19 protein-coding genes are annotated in these 15,975 nt (G+C 42.1%); 9 read left to right on the top strand and 10 right to left on the bottom strand.

Annotation, left to right across the window (positions count from 1 at the left end):
- The first annotated feature begins 262 nt into the window (after positions 1–262).
- Both EBA_RS24340 and EBA_RS24335 read left to right on the top strand, forming a co-directional pair.
- The gene (locus tag EBA_RS24340; protein ID WP_192377413.1) at positions 263–910 is read left to right on the top strand and encodes a DCL family protein; all 648 of its coding nucleotides are present in this window, start codon (positions 263–265) and stop codon (positions 908–910) included.
- Positions 911–1,070: 160 nt separating this feature from the next.
- Positions 1,071–2,117, top strand: a complete 1,047-nt coding sequence (locus EBA_RS24335) for an RNA-binding domain-containing protein (protein WP_192377412.1) — start codon at positions 1,071–1,073, stop codon at positions 2,115–2,117.
- A gap of 327 nt (positions 2,118–2,444) precedes the next feature.
- Here the strand turns inward: EBA_RS24335 and EBA_RS24330 are convergent, their stop codons facing one another.
- The 4 genes from EBA_RS24330 to EBA_RS24315 all read right to left on the bottom strand — a co-directional run bounded on the left by EBA_RS24330 (position 2,445) and on the right by EBA_RS24315 (position 5,021).
- Positions 2,445–2,660: a hypothetical protein gene (locus EBA_RS24330; protein WP_192377411.1), complete on the bottom strand. Its 216-nt coding sequence runs from the start codon at positions 2,658–2,660 to the stop codon at positions 2,445–2,447.
- Positions 2,661–2,719: 59 nt separating this feature from the next.
- Complete coding sequence (locus EBA_RS24325; RefSeq protein WP_192377410.1) at positions 2,720–3,019, bottom strand: hypothetical protein; 300 nt, start codon at positions 3,017–3,019, stop codon at positions 2,720–2,722.
- A gap of 68 nt (positions 3,020–3,087) precedes the next feature.
- Positions 3,088–4,125 (bottom strand): hypothetical protein, encoded by a 1,038-nt coding sequence (locus tag EBA_RS24320; protein ID WP_192377409.1) that lies wholly within the window; start codon positions 4,123–4,125, stop codon positions 3,088–3,090.
- Between the two features lie 74 nt (positions 4,126–4,199).
- A complete protein-coding gene (locus tag EBA_RS24315) occupies positions 4,200–5,021 on the bottom strand; it encodes a hypothetical protein (RefSeq protein WP_192377408.1) in 822 nt (273 codons plus the stop codon).
- Between the two features lie 620 nt (positions 5,022–5,641).
- Between EBA_RS24315 and EBA_RS24310 the strand changes: the two genes are divergently transcribed.
- The 6 genes from EBA_RS24310 (at position 5,642) to EBA_RS24285 (ending at position 11,145) form a co-directional block, all read left to right on the top strand.
- Positions 5,642–6,265 carry a tyrosine-type recombinase/integrase gene (locus tag EBA_RS24310; RefSeq protein WP_192377407.1) on the top strand — a complete coding sequence of 208 codons (624 nt, stop codon included), beginning with the start codon at positions 5,642–5,644 and terminating at the stop codon, positions 6,263–6,265.
- Positions 6,266–6,455: 190 nt separating this feature from the next.
- Complete coding sequence (locus EBA_RS24305) at positions 6,456–7,538, top strand: DUF262 domain-containing protein (RefSeq protein ID WP_192377406.1); 1,083 nt, start codon at positions 6,456–6,458, stop codon at positions 7,536–7,538.
- Positions 7,531–8,775, top strand: a complete 1,245-nt coding sequence (locus EBA_RS24300; protein WP_192377405.1) for a DUF3696 domain-containing protein — start codon at positions 7,531–7,533, stop codon at positions 8,773–8,775. Before EBA_RS24305 ends, EBA_RS24300 begins: the two co-directional genes overlap by 8 nt.
- Positions 8,775–9,677: a hypothetical protein gene (locus EBA_RS24295; protein ID WP_192377404.1), complete on the top strand. Its 903-nt coding sequence runs from the start codon at positions 8,775–8,777 to the stop codon at positions 9,675–9,677. Before EBA_RS24300 ends, EBA_RS24295 begins: the two co-directional genes overlap by 1 nt.
- Positions 9,678–10,300: 623 nt before the next feature.
- On the top strand, positions 10,301–10,849 hold the full coding sequence (locus EBA_RS24290) for a hypothetical protein (protein WP_192377403.1): 549 nt from the start codon (positions 10,301–10,303) through the stop codon (positions 10,847–10,849).
- Between the two features lie 5 nt (positions 10,850–10,854).
- Complete coding sequence (locus EBA_RS24285) at positions 10,855–11,145, top strand: hypothetical protein (protein ID WP_192377402.1); 291 nt, start codon at positions 10,855–10,857, stop codon at positions 11,143–11,145.
- On the opposite strand, the gene EBA_RS24280 is transcribed toward EBA_RS24285, so the two are convergent.
- The 3 genes from EBA_RS24280 to EBA_RS24270 form a co-directional block, all read right to left on the bottom strand.
- Complete coding sequence (locus EBA_RS24280; protein WP_192377401.1) at positions 11,124–12,095, bottom strand: site-specific integrase; 972 nt, start codon at positions 12,093–12,095, stop codon at positions 11,124–11,126. The genes EBA_RS24285 and EBA_RS24280 overlap by 22 nt on opposite strands.
- Before the next feature lie 175 nt (positions 12,096–12,270).
- The gene (locus EBA_RS24275) at positions 12,271–12,603 is read right to left on the bottom strand and encodes a helix-turn-helix domain-containing protein (protein ID WP_192377400.1); all 333 of its coding nucleotides are present in this window, start codon (positions 12,601–12,603) and stop codon (positions 12,271–12,273) included.
- Positions 12,600–12,875 carry a type II toxin-antitoxin system RelE/ParE family toxin gene (locus EBA_RS24270; protein ID WP_223146779.1) on the bottom strand — a complete coding sequence of 92 codons (276 nt, stop codon included), beginning with the start codon at positions 12,873–12,875 and terminating at the stop codon, positions 12,600–12,602. The genes EBA_RS24275 and EBA_RS24270 overlap by 4 nt, the downstream gene beginning before the upstream one ends.
- Positions 12,876–13,465: 590 nt before the next feature.
- Between EBA_RS24270 and EBA_RS24265 the strand changes: the two genes are divergently transcribed.
- On the top strand, positions 13,466–14,128 hold the full coding sequence (locus EBA_RS24265; RefSeq protein ID WP_192377399.1) for a GSU2403 family nucleotidyltransferase fold protein: 663 nt from the start codon (positions 13,466–13,468) through the stop codon (positions 14,126–14,128).
- 468 nt (positions 14,129–14,596) lie between these two features.
- Here the strand turns inward: EBA_RS24265 and EBA_RS24260 are convergent, their stop codons facing one another.
- The 3 genes from EBA_RS24260 to EBA_RS24685 form a co-directional block, all read right to left on the bottom strand.
- A complete protein-coding gene (locus EBA_RS24260) occupies positions 14,597–14,794 on the bottom strand; it encodes a hypothetical protein (RefSeq protein WP_223146778.1) in 198 nt (65 codons plus the stop codon).
- An 803-nt stretch (positions 14,795–15,597) separates the two neighbouring features.
- A complete protein-coding gene (locus EBA_RS24690) occupies positions 15,598–15,777 on the bottom strand; it encodes a RepB family plasmid replication initiator protein (protein WP_192377398.1) in 180 nt (59 codons plus the stop codon).
- Positions 15,778–15,794: 17 nt separating this feature from the next.
- Positions 15,795–15,975: RepB family plasmid replication initiator protein (locus EBA_RS24685; RefSeq protein ID WP_192377397.1), on the bottom strand; the 181-nt coding region annotated here is incomplete at its 5' end.

The raw sequence follows: 15,975 nt of genomic DNA, 5'->3' as shown, positions 1-15,975 counted from the left end.
CACACCGCCGGTTACGTGAAATACAGCTCGTGCAATTGAATCATCAATGTGGCGCTTAACTCTTTGCCATCGCTTATGCGGCTGACCATGTACATAGCGGCCCACTCGTTGGAGTTATCTGGAACCGGTTATCATGTCAAAAATGCATGTTATCCCGTTTAGAACCTCAAGGGTTTTTGAAGGAGATTGACGTAAAGAGTGTGCCTAGTGTACAAGATATGCAGACCTAGATAATAACTTGCTATGTTAAAAGAGGAAAATGATGGGTAAAGCACAACCAGTTGAATTGCCAAGCATACATTTTCCTACAAAGACAAAGGCGAAAGAATTCTTCAAGGAGATGCTAAATCGTTATAAAGACGGGGAGGAAGTCAATCAAGATGACCATGTTCTATTGCATGAGTTACTTTTACGCCACCCTGATGCCTCTGACAAAATTGGTGTTGGTGTAAAACGATTCTTCAGGGGCCAATCGCCAGATCACCCTACAAGTTGTTTTCATGTCGAGCGAGAAGATGGCAAGTCAACAGACTTCTCTTATCCTGAATGTATCTCAAGTGTAAAACCAACATTAGAGCAATATTTTTACCGCGCTTGCCGACAGTCTGTCTCAGAGATATTGACTATAAAGAAAAACAATCTTTTTGACAATGGTCCAGTTAGGTGCTGTAAAACTAATGAAGTTGTTACTAAAGAAAATTCAGAATTTAGGCATACTACTCCACCATTCGGTAAAATTGTCAACTATTTCAAAAAAGAATTAAATCGTCCTATAAATACAGAGATGTTTCATGAAGATGCAGACCTTCAATATATAACCCGTTTTTCAGATAAAGAAATTGAAAGTAAGTTTATAGAATTTCATCAAAAAATAGCAAATCTAGACATATTCAAAAAGTTTGAAAGATAAAAATAAAACTTATATAACCACCGGCTTCACACTGATCCCGCAAACAGCGCGGGTCCGGTGAGCCGTACGTTATGTGTAAATAATTCGGCAGTATAATTCGACAAATAAAGAGTGTGGTATTCAGTCATGATGGTCTTTCATGGACGGATAGGATGGCAGAATGGATAAACAAGAATTAGAGCTAGCTAACTTATTGGAGTTGGATATAGATCGTTTTACGAAAAGGATAAGCAACCGAGAAAGTGAGCATAGGGAATTTAAGCTGAAATTTGAAAATAAGAATCTTCCAAAGTTTGCAAGGGCAATGGCCTCATTTTCTAATAGAGATGGAGGCGTAATATTCTTTGGCATAAAAGATCGCCCTAGAGAACTGGTCGGCGTTCTGGATCATGAGGTTCCGGATGATGTTGTATTTACCAATTTCGTAAAAGAATATTTCGAGCCAGAAATAACTTTTTATTCAAAAACATTTGAGACTTTAGGGCTCAAAGTACACTGCCTAATCATCAAGTCATCTACACGCAAGCCTGTTATCTGTAGGAAATCCAAATCGATACGCGGAGAACAGGGAGAGAAAGAAAAAGAAATATTGAGGGAGGGGGCAATCTACTATCGGTACTCCGCTGCTTCTGATGAAATAAAATATGCGGATCTTAGAAATATTCTAGACAATGAGCGAGAACAATATTTCAAGTCGCTGGTGGATAGCGTCACTTTAATTAACAAGGTGGGGGTCGATAAAGCAGCAATCGTAGATGCGCAAGAATTATCCGGTGATGACCAGTCTGCGTCAGTGTATCTTACGAATGACACTGCGAAGAACCTAAATTGGATAGACAAAGGAAGGTTTTCAGAAGACAAGAATGAGGGCGGAAAGGCCTATTACGTCGTAAGAAAAGTAGAAATAAAGCATGGTATCGAGGTCCCAATTCCTACGGATTACGCAAAAACCCATCCATTAACAAAAACAGCCTTGAGTAAGAAGGTAAAAATTAATCTATTGGATTTTGACGCGGTGATCTGGAAGCTTGGCATTAAAGACAATCGCAAGTTCCATTTCCACTCCTATCACGGCAAAAATCCAATTCACAAGTTTACCGAAGCGTGTACGGAGATTATTTTAAAGGCTCTTCCTCTGGAAATGGAGAAACGACGTGATGCAATTAAAGTAATTGCCGAAGAATATAAGGCAGCGTTAAGACCATGATTTTTGATTAATTATTGGCCGGCGCGATTAAGCAATGTATTGGGTGGGGATAGACTGGAAAGAGATTTTGGTAAACAGACATAACAAGGCAAATTCACTCGTACGCCAAAAAGCGCCTCTACGTTCTGCTTTCTGTCTCCGGTGATTTGTCGCGTTAATCGAGCAATTTCTGGTATCAACCGGTCATTCAGAAAGCGGTCTATCGATCTCGTTCCACTAATAGCAGGTCAGGATCAAAAAGCCGCCGCTTAACGCCAAGTATAACTTGACCCGATAAGCGGAGCGGCGATAGCCGCGCAGTTTTTTGAGGTCAAGTTTATACGCTGGTCATGCATTTTTGTTTTTCTTTGTCTGATTGTGATTTTTCAAAATGGCTTCATATTCTTCCTTTGTTGGAAGCGGCCGAGATTCATCTATGATGTGCCAACCACCGCAAGTAAGGCAAGTGCAGCCACATATCACCGTATAAACACGAAAGTTTTGTTTACCTTCCCTTTTCTGAATCGCATTAGTACGCTCCTCGCTTTTTTTGAGGTCATACATTTGTTTACCATTTAGAAACCACTCCAACCATACGATTATTCTCGTTTATGCATAACGTCTTAAGCAGAGGCGCGCGACAGCGTGTCATTCTGACGTGATTTGTTAGATTTTACTATTTCCATTAATTCAAAAATTAGTTGACTGGGGTTTGAATTAAAGTACTCAACAAAGAAAGTCTGTATATCATGTTTTACTGCTAAGCTTGCTTCTAAAGAGGCCCAATTAGATTCATCAATTGATGGAGTAGTAATTTGTATAAGCAAATCAGATGAAATTAATTGTTTTATTACTTCATCTTGAGGTGAGGCTGATTGGTTATGCAATAGATCTATGTAAATATCGCATTCTCTAGAAATCATGTTCTCTATGAACCTTAATAGATGAATATTTATCAATCCATCTCGGATGGTATAGCTTAAAAACAACTTCATTTTCCCAAGTCACTAATTTTGTCTTCAGCTAGCTTTTCAACCTTATCAAGTGATTTGTCTAACGCAAATCCAGCAAGAATGGCAATAAGTGATATGGACAAAGAAATGCGAATAAAGGAACTTTTATCTGACAAATCGCTTATCGAGCCATTTATGGTCAGTTCGGAAAAAAGATGTACTAAGGCTAGAATAAACCCTATTAAAATCCCTTTAATTGCGTCTGGTATCAAGCTTGCCCAAAATTCGTTCCAATTATGAGAATACCTATCTGAAGTTATTCCCCTGAGCATGACACCCATTATTGAACAAATGACAACCATCGTCATTACTGAGATTCGACCGGGTGCTAAATTTTCAAGAGAAAATAACGATATCCAGCCCACAATAAACACCAACGATAGGCAGAATATTGTTAGATATGTGAGTATTTTTGAGGAAGCGTATTCCGCTTTATTACTTTCAAAAACTGAAACTATAAGTTTTTCAAGGCTATCTTTAGACTCATCTCCCCACTGCTCTCTAATTTGACCTACAACACTCTCATCAATACCCGTTTTTCTATATTCGTCGCTCAATTTTTCCCAGAGTTTCCTCGAGGTACCGTCGAAACAAGGAATGCAAACAACAGGCTTGTTCAGCATACGCGCAGAATTTGCGGCGACCCAAACGCTGTCTTTGCCACCAATTGTAAGTAGAAGGTCACTATTAATAATCGCTTTTAAATGTGTTGTCTTCCAGCCCCCCGAGCATCTCGAAAACGTGAATTCAATATTCTTGTATTTTTCTCTAGTTTCATAAAAAGGGGCTAATTTATCTTCTTCCTCCGATCTAATAATTTCCACTCTTGTTCTATTTTTTTCATCATCGTTAATACCATCGATAATATGGGGATCTGCCGTGTGCTGGTTTTCTGAACAAACAATTACCTGATAACCACGTTTAGATAATTGATTCCCAATATCTCTACAGGCAGATTTAAATTTTTGAGTTTTTTCACTATCAGCATCAATCGATCCAAGTACAGCTATGCGCATTTCTATCTCCTATAATATTGCTGCACGCAGAAATCTAACGCCGCATTCAGCGGCTTGTCCGCTGGAATGCCTTGCTAGGCTTTGTTTAGTTTTCTTGGAGGCCAATTTTTGGCATCCCAAGGTCTTGCTTCGCCATATTTCCGCATATTTCTTTCATGCTTATAGTCAAAATAGGCTGATACAGTTGATACATATTTACCTTTATGGAAGCTCCACTTCGGCATGTCATCTAACGCACCAACAAACAAGTCGCCAGTCATTGACAGATCGTAACCATGAAAATATAGAGCTAGAGCCATGTCGTAAACTCTAAATATTAACTTGTTTAGCTTTCTAAGCTCGTCTGTCGTTTCGTAACCAAGTGCACCGCCTCTCTCTCGTTGATCTAGTCTCTCGGAAACCTGTCTAGGTGAAACATGCACGTATGCACAGCACTCTCTGTAGACGTCATTGAGCTCGTTGATTAATAGCTTCGCATCTTCCTCATGGAGGGCGGATAAATTGAGGTCTTCCCTAACATCAATTGAAGAACCAATGCTTTGAAGAAAGGTGATTTTATCTTGTAAATTTTTCCCTTTTGTCTGTTGATCGGCATAAAGGTACTTTATTGAAGATTCAATGATATATCTGAGCTCTCTCTTCACCGGAGTGATTAGACCTTCATCGAAAAGATAACTACAAGCTTGTATCGATTGCGCTAAATCATCTGTTGATTGAACAGAAAGAGCATTTTTTGAGAAGTCATAAGCCCTAGAGCTATACATAAATGCCAGCTTTAATAGGAGGTATGCATCATTTGTTATTCTCATGAAATATTTTTTTTGAGCTTTGAACTCAGGTGATTGATGCATTTCTTCCAATGCTTCCTTTTTTTGTATCTGTATTTCTTGGCTCATCAAAATGTCTATATACTTTCAAACCTAACAAGTTATTAAGCTGTTAACAGCATATCTACCTGAGAATAAACGTTGTCTTGCTACTTTATTGATCGGCATATGATTTTCTCTTCTATATATCATCGGCGATAGGTCGTTATGACCGCTGACCATCTGATTGCTGCCATTGAATCAGAATGAACGATAGGCCGCAACGGGTCGCCTGACGACCGTCAGCTCATCAGATTCATTGCCCGGAAGCCGTCATTGAATTCGGATACCCGATAGCGGCCGATCGTCACAGTGGCAAAACGACCCCTTGCGGTCATTGGGTTTTAGATTCGAATGTCGGCTTTAGAGCATATTTCGATCATTGATGATGCAAAAGGGTTAAAGAGTAAGATGTGCCAACCAACGGGCGGCGCATCTTTTTGATGCCAGATTAAAACGGTTTGGGATTCGCTGTATTCAAGTTTTGGCCGTTATGTAGGACAGATTTGCTCCTGACTTAATTAAAAGACCCGTCGGTTCTGCTAATAGTAAGTTACCCGGAATTATGCCACGCCCGTTGGTTGGCACATCATACGGCCCTGTAAGTAGCATGATAATAAATCTCCTTAAACAATAATTTGGAGTTTGTCATGAAACAAGAAAACCAAAGCAATCTGCACGCACCCTGGAACAAAGGCAAGTTAATTGGTCAGAAATTGCCACTAAAATTGAAGGAAATCTGGGCCATTCGCATACGTTTGCAGATGGCCAAAAATATCCGTGAAGTGGCTCTCTTCAATCTTGCCATTGATAGCAAGCTCCGGGGATGTGATCTGGTCAAACTTAAAGTTTGCGATGTTGCGCAAGGTGGTCGAGTGTCATCACGATCAATTGTAATGCAGCAGAAAACACATAGACCAGTTCAGTTTGAAATTACCGAGCAAACCAGAGACTCGTTGGCAAATTGGATCAGCCAGTCTCAACTGAAGACCGAAGAGTTTCTTTTTCCAAGTCGAATTCACGATTCGCCACACCTCTCTACGCGGCAATATGCTCGAATTGTTGAACACTGGGTAACATCTATTGGTCTTGATCCGGCAGCATATGGTACTCACACAATGCGCAGGACTAAAGCCACATTGATTTATCGTCGGACAAAAAACTTGCGAGCCGTTCAACTACTGCTGGGTCATACCAAGCTAGAGAGCACAGTGAGATATCTCGGGATAGAGGTCGATGATGCGTTAGAAATTTCGGAACAGACAGCAATTTAATGTTTAAATTCATGGCGGCGGTTACAATTTGCTTAACCGCCGTGCTTGCGAACGGAAAAAGATCTACCTATTCTTGATGACTACCCTAATCTGCCAATGACCGCAAATTGCTCTATCCAGCCTACGGCCCTACGCGCCCGAAATAACAAGTATAAGATGCACAACAAACATTAAAACAAACGTGAATAGAATGGCAATTGAAGATACAGAAGAAATCGAAGGTCTAAGTAAAGACGAAGATGCCTCTTTGGGTGATTACCCCATCGACACCTTATTGATCAGAAATGAAACCCGAACTATCCATGATGTAACACGCCGAATTGATAAAGGCTTCTTTATTATGGCTCCCGATTTTCAGCGTGATTTTGTTTGGGAGGAAGATAAACAAAGCAAGCTAATTGAATCGGTATTAATGCGTATTCCCTTGCCAGTGTTTTATTTAGGGGAAGACAATGATGGAAAAATGATTGTCGTTGATGGTTTACAGCGATTAACAACTTTTAAACGTTTTCTTGATAATGATTTTCGTCTGAAACTGCCAAAGCAGCCAGAATTGAATAAAAAACTGTTCAAAGAACTTTCATCTAAACTGCAAAACCGCATTGAAGACTGTAATTTAATTCTTTATGTCATTGATGCTAAGGTACCAGAGCGAGCTAGACTAGATATTTTTGAACGTGTCAACAGTGGTGAACCACTGACCAGACAACAAATGCGAAATTGTTTATATAGCGGCAAAGCAACTCAGTTTTTAAAAAAAGAATCAGAAACAGATCTTTTTAAAAAAGTCACAGCAAATAGTTTAAAACCTAAAACAATGCGTGATAGAGAATGTGTCAATCGATTTTGTGCTTTTTTTTTATTGCCACTTGATAGTTATAGAGGTGATATGGATGAATGGCTAGCTGAGTCCTTAAGAACAATGAATCAATTGGATGAAACACAATTAATAACGCTTTCCAGAACATTCCAAAACGCACTAAAAAACAATTTCATATTATTTCAGGAACAAGCATTTCGCAAGCACAGCCCCATACAAAGCAGGCGTGGTGTTTTAAATATTTCACTTTGGGATGTAATGACTACAGGACTAGCTAATTACTCTGAAGAAGAAATTAACGATCATGCTCCTGAAATTAGAGATCATTTTTATGAATTACTAAGCGATGAAGATTTTACTAGCTCTATTACTTTGGGTACTAATAGCGCACGTAATGTAACATTTCGTTTCAAAAAAATACGCGAAATGGTTCAGGAGATATTTCATGCTTAATCGTATTTATCTTAAGTTTTTTAAATGTTTTGAAGAATTACCTTTACCTTTAGCTCCACTCACACTCTTATCTGGTACTAACGCATCGGGTAAATCATCTGTGTTACAGGCTTTGGTGTTGTTGCATCAAACAATGCGGGAGCATGAATGGTCAACGCGCTTAATGCTTAATGGAAAATCAATTAAATTAGGCACTGTACTGGATGTTGTCAATGAATCACAAGGCGGAAAAAGTTTTGAAATTGGTTTAACGTATAAAGATATTTCATATTCTTGGGTATTCACTGGAGAGCGCAACGAGTTATCTATGGATGTTGAAATAATTTGTATTACTAATAATACCACGGGCACTAAAAATCTAATTGACTATCCCAAACTTAAAAAAGATCATCCAGATAATCATTCTGATTATTTACAAAAGCTTTTACCAACTTACTTCACATTAGCCAGTCATGATTTTAATATGCCTTTCTCAAGTGGAGAACGTAAAGATGGGTTTGTAACTGATATACATCAACCTTTAACAACAGGCTTTACTTATATTACAGCCGAACGTATTGGGCCACGCGAAATATACGCACTTGAGGACAAACAAATAGCTTATGCCGTAGGACCCATGGGCGAATATGCAATGAGTCTATTTTACTCAAAACGTGATGAACCTATTTTAGATGGCTTAATTCTTAAATCAGAAAGCCGAAATACCTTGTTTCATCAAGTTACTGCACGAATGCAACATTTTTTTCCAAATTGTTTATTAGCGGTAGAAAAAGTACAAAATGTCAATGCAGTTACATTGAGATTGAAAACGTCAAATGAAACAGAGTTTCACCGCCCTATTAATGTTGGATTTGGTTTAACACAAGTATTGCCAATTGTGATTGCTGGACTATCCGCTCAAAAAGAAGATATATTGTTAATTGAAAACCCTGAAGTGCATTTGCATCCTGCCGGGCAAGCGCTTATGGGAATGTTTTTAGCTGAAATAGCCAGCGCTGGCGTACAAGTTATTCTTGAAACCCATAGTGATCATGTTCTTAACGGTATTCGCCGCCTGGTGAAGATGGGGGGGATTTTACCTGAACATATTGCCTTACATTTCTTTAACCCACGTTCTGCTGACGCACCGCAAATAATAAGCCCACAAATTAATACCCATGGTGACCTTAGTTGTTGGCCTGATGGTTTTTTTGACCAATTTGACAAAGATATGAATTATTTTGCAGGATGGAATTAATGGAGCTTGTTCTCAATGAATTGTCTTTACATGGGCAGTTTACCTGTGTAGCTGATTTTGAAAGCGCTGTAGATAATATTATGAATATAAAACAGCTCAAGCCAGAATTGCATTGTCATCGCAATTTAAGAGATGGCACAGTTTTAGTTACACACGACTTATCGTTACAACAATCTGTCAATCAATTCAAGCTCGAGAAGAAAAGGGCATTTATGTCATGGATAACTACAAAAGGCCCTTTTTGGGAAGAAAGCCGACAGCATAGTCCTGATGATTGGTTAGAATCACAAAATGATATCGTAACAGACACTGGATTGGGTGAAGTAGCTTATCGCCGTTTTAAAGGAAGTAATTATCAAACGTTCAGTTTTGAAGGTTCTAAATGGGATATTGACTCAATTAATGTTGATTGGCACTGCAATGGTCAGGTTAAATCTATCGATGTTATTAACCACTGGAAAATCAAAGAAAGATTGATTGCCGACTTATTAAATGATTATCAGCCTGACAAATCAAATCTACCTACTTTGAACAAACCTCTTCCTAATTTAAAATTATCTAATGAATTTGTTGATTTAGCTAAGTTTAGAGCGGATTTGAATAGCCATTCCCATGAGGGCAAACTGGCCCTTATTCAATCTATAGCCGACAGGATAGCAAAACTTAATGGTTATAAATTTAATCCAAACTTATCCACCTCAAACCAAATAAAAAGCAAAAGTTATCGAAAAATTTACGAATCTATTTGCGAAAATGGAAAAAAAATTTATCTTTCAGTAGACTTTGAAAAGGGGGCGTTTGAGTTATGCAACCACGAAGGCGAACACCAAGGTGAAATTAAATTTGATGGCGAAAAGTCGGGCATAGCACAGTTGAATCACAATATATTCATAAATCTATAAAGATTGTAAAGTAGCCCGAGTATGCAACGCATACCTTTTTAATGCGTTCACGCCACTCTCTGGTCTTCATTTGATACGCGTAACCAACCCTACATTGGATTTAATCATTGGCAGCAATGCTGCCAGTTTTCAGGGGCGTAGGAACTGAACAACCTGAAACGCATCGTTCGCGATTGGTGCGGTTCGTAAACTCACCACACCCTACGCCTGCTTTTGGCTGGACATTTGCCATTGGCACTTTCGTTTCGTCTGGCGGGTTTTGGCCGGGTCGAGCCAAAGAGAACGCAAGGTTGCTTGCCGAAAAGCGGCCATTCACTGAACTTAGGGATGGAAAATTTCGTCAGCATCCTCAGTGGCCGCAATTTCTGGCCGATTGCGACAATTCGCCATTTCCAGGAGCCGACATTCACTACTGGTGGATTCGTATCGGAACTGGTTGCTGGTTTGTAGTGGAATATGCAAAATAGGGTTATTCAGTGTGACAAATTTTCTGGGGTTCCGGCTACAACCTCAAAAAGGTTTTCCAGGGTACAAGGCTATAATCATACGCTGAATCCTCTCTTGACCAATGACATTGCAAAGGACTACGCGATGATAAAATCAGCTTGCAACCCTCAGCCATCATGCCATTAAACCTAGAATATCTTGGCATAGTCGCGCGTATTGATGCCCGAATACAGCAACTCGACGCGCTTGGTCTGAGCGAATTCGAAATAAAGACTGAGATGGCCGATTTGATAGCCGACTTCCATACCGTGTTGAGCCAGGCAACCCCTCGAGAGAATGAGGCTTTATGCGCGGAGTTTGCCGGATTCCAACGGTTTGCCAAAATCATGCAGACGCTTGCAACACCCATGGCGATCGATAGTCAGGAGGTTTCCGGCGGACTACCCAGCGAACGAGTGGATAAAGTGGCCGCAGCGATTAATCAGCGCGTCCTGCAACTCGAAGCTCAGGGCATTGATGGCGCTGAATTATTGAAACAAATGGTCGGGCATATTTTAAATTTCCAATGGCTATGGACGACGGTATCCGACGCCAAGCTAGCCCAACTTTGCCACCAATACCCAGGGCTATACCGGTACGGCCAACAGATGGAGAAAGCAGCGGCAATCGAAAACCAAAAGAAAAAAGACGCTCTTAGCCACTGCCGGTATTACCCGATGTATTAAAAGAAATGATCGTTTACCTGCTGACTGAAGGCGGCATGATCGAAAGCCGGCTTCAAATGATTCTGGACGAAAGAAGACTGCGCGAATCATCCAGCGAGTTGACATTAATAAATGACTACTTTGAGCATTGGATGGAGGGTTATAAAGGCCTGGAAAAAGGACTGCGCGCCGCCCAGGTACCCGAAGAAACTCATGGAATAGTCATGAAGATCTTTGAGCCGATGGCTCTACGTATCATCCATCTACACAACAAGGTATTTGAAAATCGAATAAGTCAGTCGCCGAACCGCTCATAGCAAATCCGCCCCGCGTGATCCTTAAACAGATTGGCCGAGCGCACATACCCGGCCAGCACGTCGGTGGAGCGGTGGCGGCTGACTTCCGCCAGCTTGAAGATCGAGGCCCCGGCTTCGGCGGCGCTGGTGACGAATCCGGCCCGCAAGCTGTGGGCGGCGAAGTCGGCGGCATTGAGGCCGACTGCGCCGGCATAGCGTTTCACTACATTCGCCACGCTCTTATCGGATAGGGCGGCTCCGCCGACCCGGCTCCCCTTCCCCACCGCCCTGAACACCGCCCCTTCACGGACGCCGGCCACGGCCAGCCAATTTGTCAGCGCTGTCACCGGGCAGAACAGCAGGCTGCCGTGGGGAATGGCGATCACCTGCCCTGCCCCTTCCTGGTCGGTCTTGGATTGTCGAATCGTCACCCGCAGCCCATCGACCACGAACGCCAGGTCGGCGACCGTTAACGCCACCAGCTCCGCGCGGCGGAAGGCGCCGGCAAAGCCCAGTAGCAACAGCGCCCGGTCGCGTTTCCCCGTCAGCGTAGGGGGACAGTGGCGCACCATTTCCTTGACGATGTCGGCGGTGGCGGCTTTCTTCTTGATGGGGGCGATGCCTTTCGCCCGACGGATGCCTTTCAAGGCCGCCGTCACGCCTTTATGCGCGGTCGGTGTCGCGTGGCCTTGGGCCTCATGGGCGCACTTGATGGCGGCGAGCCGCCGGTTCAGCGTCGAGGCAGCCACACCGGCCTGCGCTTGGCTGGCCAGGAACAGCACGACGGATTCCGGCTTGGCCGGCAACGCTGTTTGCGCGTTAGCCACGCACCAGGTCTTGAAAATCTTGAAATCGCTGGCGTAGGCTTTGCGGGTGGCGAAGCTTAAACTCTGGTCGATGTAGTGCTGGGCAGCTTCGGCCAGTTCGCGTCGCTCCAGGTCGGTGTTTTTGGCGGGAATCAGGGCGGTCATTTTCGGCGGTTTTTGGTTCCGGGAATCAGCGTTATCGGAACTAAAAGCATAGCAGGAAAAGCTAGGTGGTGGCAGTAGTAGTAGAAAAAGCAACTGTTCCTACTATTCCGCAGAAACAGCAACTACTAAGGCAACTTTACTGGCACCGGCACCAGTTTTTTCAACCTGCCAGCACTCAAAAGATCGGGCTATGCAGACTAGTGACGTTCTGCTGGCGAGAGCGCACAGTGATTTGCACATCAACATCCTTATCAAGTCGGTTGAGAATGGTCATCAAGCGGTCAATGGTGAAACGGTCAAGTTTCACTTGTCTGATGCGTGAGAAATCAGCAGCAGCAATGGCGGTTAACTCTGATGCTTTGCGAACGCTCAAAGAGCGATCATCAAGAACACCAATAATTTCAGCCGCAAGTGTTGCTTTCAGATGTTCTACATCTGCATTTGCATGGGCAAAATCAGCAAAGAGATTGCCGCTACCACGGACGATTTCTAAGGGTTCATCGGTCATTTAAGAGCCTCCTTTAAGCGTTTTAGCCGTTCATGCACCAAGTCAATTTCATGTTTTGGTGTTTTGATGCCTTGGGTTGATTTTTTCTGAAAGGCATGAAGAACCCAAATCTCTTCGCCTATCTGCACGGCATAGACAACGCGGAACGCATCCCCTCTGTGCCGCAAAACAATTTCCATGATACCGCCCTCAAATCCCTTGAGGGGTTTTACACAATCGGCCATTTGCCCTTCGGCGGCCACTGTGAGCGCCCGCAAACCTTGTGTTTGCACAGACTCAGGGAATCCTTCGAGTCTTTTTTAGCCGCTTTAATCCATGAAACGGGTCTTGTTTTCTTCATTTCTTCAGCCTGATTTATCAGTTTTGAGTGTAGTCATATTTGACAACACTCGCAAGCTATATTTTATTCCACCTCCGGCGACGGCAAGCTGTCCGGCACTGTTGGACTTCAAATCCATCACTAGCTGTTAAGTTTATGTTTTTTTTATTGTTTCATGTAAAATCGTAAAATATTGGTTTTTTACATGAAAAAACATGAAATTCATAGACATAGACTCTAATTCAAATAAAATTAAGATTAATGCCATTCAGTGTTATGAGTCTTGGAAAGACACTATGAATAAATGGCGTCCTTACAAGGGAAGTATGATGTGGCGTAACATCTCAGGCATTGATTACTTGATACACCAGACCGCAAAAATACAAAAAAAGCCTTGGCGCCCGATCTGAAGAAACAGAATCTATCTATAGAAATTTTCAAGAAAGAAAATCCGAGCTTTCTGAGCGGATTAAAACGCTTAAAATCAATCAAGAAAAGCATGCAAGAATGTGCAAGGCGGTCAATGCAAACAGAGTTCCACGCATGGTTGCAGATATTTCAAGACGATTATCTGACTTTCCAGTATTGGCCAATAAAACACTCATTGTTGGAACTAGCGCCTTATATGCTTATGAGGCGGCGGCAGCGGTGTATTTTGAGCCTGATATGGTAGCAACCGATGATGTTGATGTTTTGTGGGATACCAGAAAAAAAATAAGCATCGCATCAGCAGAGCCAAAAGGCTTTATTGGACTACTTAAATCAGTTGACAAGTCTTTTGAGGTAATGGACAGCAATAAATACAGAGCATCCAATAAAGATGGCTTTATTGTTGACCTTATTCAACCCGCTAACAAGAATGTTATGTTTAGCGACTATTCTTCAATGTCAGATTTTCCTGAAGACTTAGTGGCTGTAGAGATAAAGGGATTAGCGTGGTTGGTTTCGTGTCCAAAATTTACAGCCACCGGCATAGATGATCAAGGCTTTCCTGTCGATATTACTGCGCCTGATCCAAGAGCTTTTGCCATGCATAAGAATTGGCTTTCAACCAGAGGTGATAGAAATCCGGATAAGAAAAAACGAGATTTAGAGCAGTCTATAGCCGTTTTTAAGCTGGTTAGCGACAAGCTATCATTTCTTGATTTTAGTGACGATGCACTTAGAGCTATGCCGTTAGAGATAAGAAAATCTATAAAGATGTAAAGAAGCTTACACTTTGCAGCCGCTCATAAGTCTATGGGGCTTTGGTTTAAACTCGCTCAAAGTAAAATATATTATTCTATATGATATGATACCATTTAGTATCATATTACTTTGTTAGCTCTTCAATTTTTGCGTCGATAGCCTCATGCAGAATGGCTAGACAAATTTCTGCATGCTGTCTGGCGTGTGCTCGCAATGTATTTCAGCTTCAACAGATAAGGTTCCGACAACCTGATATTGAATGGTTTGATGACATCTCCCTTACCTTGTCGTCTTCCCAAGGATAGGCCAGCTGCTTAGTCGATGCCGGCTCTTGCTCGTCGTCCTCTGTTCTGCTCCGCCAGAAAGGCATCCAAGTCGGTTTTTTGATTTTGACGGTAATCTGCTTTTTAATTCACTCATTGCAACACCTCTTGATATAACATTCCATTTCTTCCACAGCCTTTAGGTCTTTCGGTTTTAGTCCGATCACCGCCAACCGTCTTTTGCTGCTTTCCGATAAGCAATGCGATCTCGAATAGTGACATCGGCAAGATCGAGATTACGAAATCCGGCAAGCAATTTGCCAGTTTCATCCGATTCATGAACAGAAGGGTTGGTAGATGAACGGCTGATAATTACCCTCGCCTGAATATCTGGGTTGAACGCTTTCGCGGTTTCGACCATTCATCCATTTGATTGAGAGTCCAGATGTCAAACTGGCTTGGTTGGATTGGGATATAAGCCCTTTGGAGCGACAACTAGAGCAGACCGTACTCAACAGAGTCACGACCACCGGCATCGATGATAATATCTTGATAGCGGTGTTCGAGGTCTTTGACTTCTGCTGGTAGACCTTTACCGAATTTCTGAACACAAGCCACTCTTGTAGCACTTTTTCTTCATCACGACTTTGCACCCAATAGTTGGCGCTACCTTGCGGATCAGTGTCGATCAGTAAAACATCCGTCCAGCCAAGGCCCGCATCGCGGCAAGATTGGGGCCAGTGTAGTTTTGCCGGTACCGCCCTTCTCCCCACCAATCAGAATAATCATATTAGTTCATCCTATGTCACTTCATATATGATATATAATATCATACCATTTCATATTTTATGGTTTTGTTAGCGTAGTTGTATGAGGGGAGATTTAAACAAGCAATACAAAAGCTCCCATAGGTTAAAGGAATCCACTACCGGCAAAGAACTAATAGGTATGATATTATGTGGAATAATATCATACCATATTTCAAAGGCTTCTTCTAAACTCCTTGCAAATACAAAGGACTGACCATTGTTTATCGCAATTTCTTTTTAGCCTCGCCAGGACTATTTTGCGCTGAAGCGCCTGATCAAATGTTTCGCCGGGCTTGGCAATTTCCGATAATGATGTACCTGTCAATCGTGCAATTACAGTTGCTCTTGTTTCACCTGGCCGAGCTTGACGGTTTATTTCTTCCTCTGAAAGATGCTTTTTTCCAAAGACTGGGGCTTATCTTTTAAGCCAAACTGAAATTGGAAATGCGTTATTGTTCTTCCTGATTTGCGCTGGCCGTACTTCACCCATATTTGAATGTTGATTGATTTCTTCAACAGCCGGATCAATGACTCGTTTTTTTAGATCAACGACCCTGTCGTATTTCTCGTCACCTGGAACTGGCGCTTTAACCATTCAACTTCAATTTCCTCTCACCAGCAGAATTCCATTGCACTAACACTCATATAGGCGGATAGAATAACGCTTTCAAAACGAGCAACGTGTTTAAGCTTGTACTTAGTGAATTCACGCGACAATTGCGATAAATAGGGAATGATGCCAAGCGAAAAACTGAGAACCAGCTTGCCCTCGCCAGGTACATAATCAATAGCA

The sequence above is a fragment of the Methylomonas albis genome (assembly GCF_014850955.1).
In the GTDB taxonomy this organism is placed as follows: Bacteria; Pseudomonadota; Gammaproteobacteria; order Methylococcales; family Methylomonadaceae; genus Methylomonas; species Methylomonas albis.
The sequence above is the reverse complement of the archived record's forward strand: the minus strand, read 5'-3'. Positions and strand labels throughout refer to the sequence as shown.

What these genes read in the sequence shown, in the direction of transcription:
- EBA_RS24310 (WP_192377407.1), top strand. Translation starts at nt 5,642, where the DNA reads ATGAAACAAGAAAACCAAAGCAATCTGCACGCACCCTGGAACAAAGGC.
- EBA_RS24325 (WP_192377410.1), bottom strand. Translation starts at nt 3,019, where the DNA reads ATGATTTCTAGAGAATGCGATATTTACATAGATCTATTGCATAACCAA.
- EBA_RS24280 (WP_192377401.1), bottom strand. Translation starts at nt 12,095, where the DNA reads ATGACCGCCCTGATTCCCGCCAAAAACACCGACCTGGAGCGACGCGAA.
- EBA_RS24260 (WP_223146778.1), bottom strand. Translation starts at nt 14,794, where the DNA reads ATGGTCGAAACCGCGAAAGCGTTCAACCCAGATATTCAGGCGAGGGTA.
- EBA_RS24265 (WP_192377399.1), top strand. Translation starts at nt 13,466, where the DNA reads ATGGTTGCAGATATTTCAAGACGATTATCTGACTTTCCAGTATTGGCC.
- EBA_RS24290 (WP_192377403.1), top strand. Translation starts at nt 10,301, where the DNA reads ATGCCATTAAACCTAGAATATCTTGGCATAGTCGCGCGTATTGATGCC.
- EBA_RS24340 (WP_192377413.1), top strand. Translation starts at nt 263, where the DNA reads ATGGGTAAAGCACAACCAGTTGAATTGCCAAGCATACATTTTCCTACA.
- EBA_RS24335 (WP_192377412.1), top strand. Translation starts at nt 1,071, where the DNA reads ATGGATAAACAAGAATTAGAGCTAGCTAACTTATTGGAGTTGGATATA.
- EBA_RS24295 (WP_192377404.1), top strand. Translation starts at nt 8,775, where the DNA reads ATGGAGCTTGTTCTCAATGAATTGTCTTTACATGGGCAGTTTACCTGT.
- EBA_RS24330 (WP_192377411.1), bottom strand. Translation starts at nt 2,660, where the DNA reads ATGTATGACCTCAAAAAAAGCGAGGAGCGTACTAATGCGATTCAGAAA.
- EBA_RS24690 (WP_192377398.1), bottom strand. Translation starts at nt 15,777, where the DNA reads ATGGTTAAAGCGCCAGTTCCAGGTGACGAGAAATACGACAGGGTCGTT.
- EBA_RS24300 (WP_192377405.1), top strand. Translation starts at nt 7,531, where the DNA reads ATGCTTAATCGTATTTATCTTAAGTTTTTTAAATGTTTTGAAGAATTA.
- EBA_RS24305 (WP_192377406.1), top strand. Translation starts at nt 6,456, where the DNA reads ATGGCAATTGAAGATACAGAAGAAATCGAAGGTCTAAGTAAAGACGAA.
- EBA_RS24285 (WP_192377402.1), top strand. Translation starts at nt 10,855, where the DNA reads ATGATCGTTTACCTGCTGACTGAAGGCGGCATGATCGAAAGCCGGCTT.
- EBA_RS24320 (WP_192377409.1), bottom strand. Translation starts at nt 4,125, where the DNA reads ATGCGCATAGCTGTACTTGGATCGATTGATGCTGATAGTGAAAAAACT.
- EBA_RS24315 (WP_192377408.1), bottom strand. Translation starts at nt 5,021, where the DNA reads ATGAGCCAAGAAATACAGATACAAAAAAAGGAAGCATTGGAAGAAATG.
- EBA_RS24275 (WP_192377400.1), bottom strand. Translation starts at nt 12,603, where the DNA reads ATGACCGATGAACCCTTAGAAATCGTCCGTGGTAGCGGCAATCTCTTT.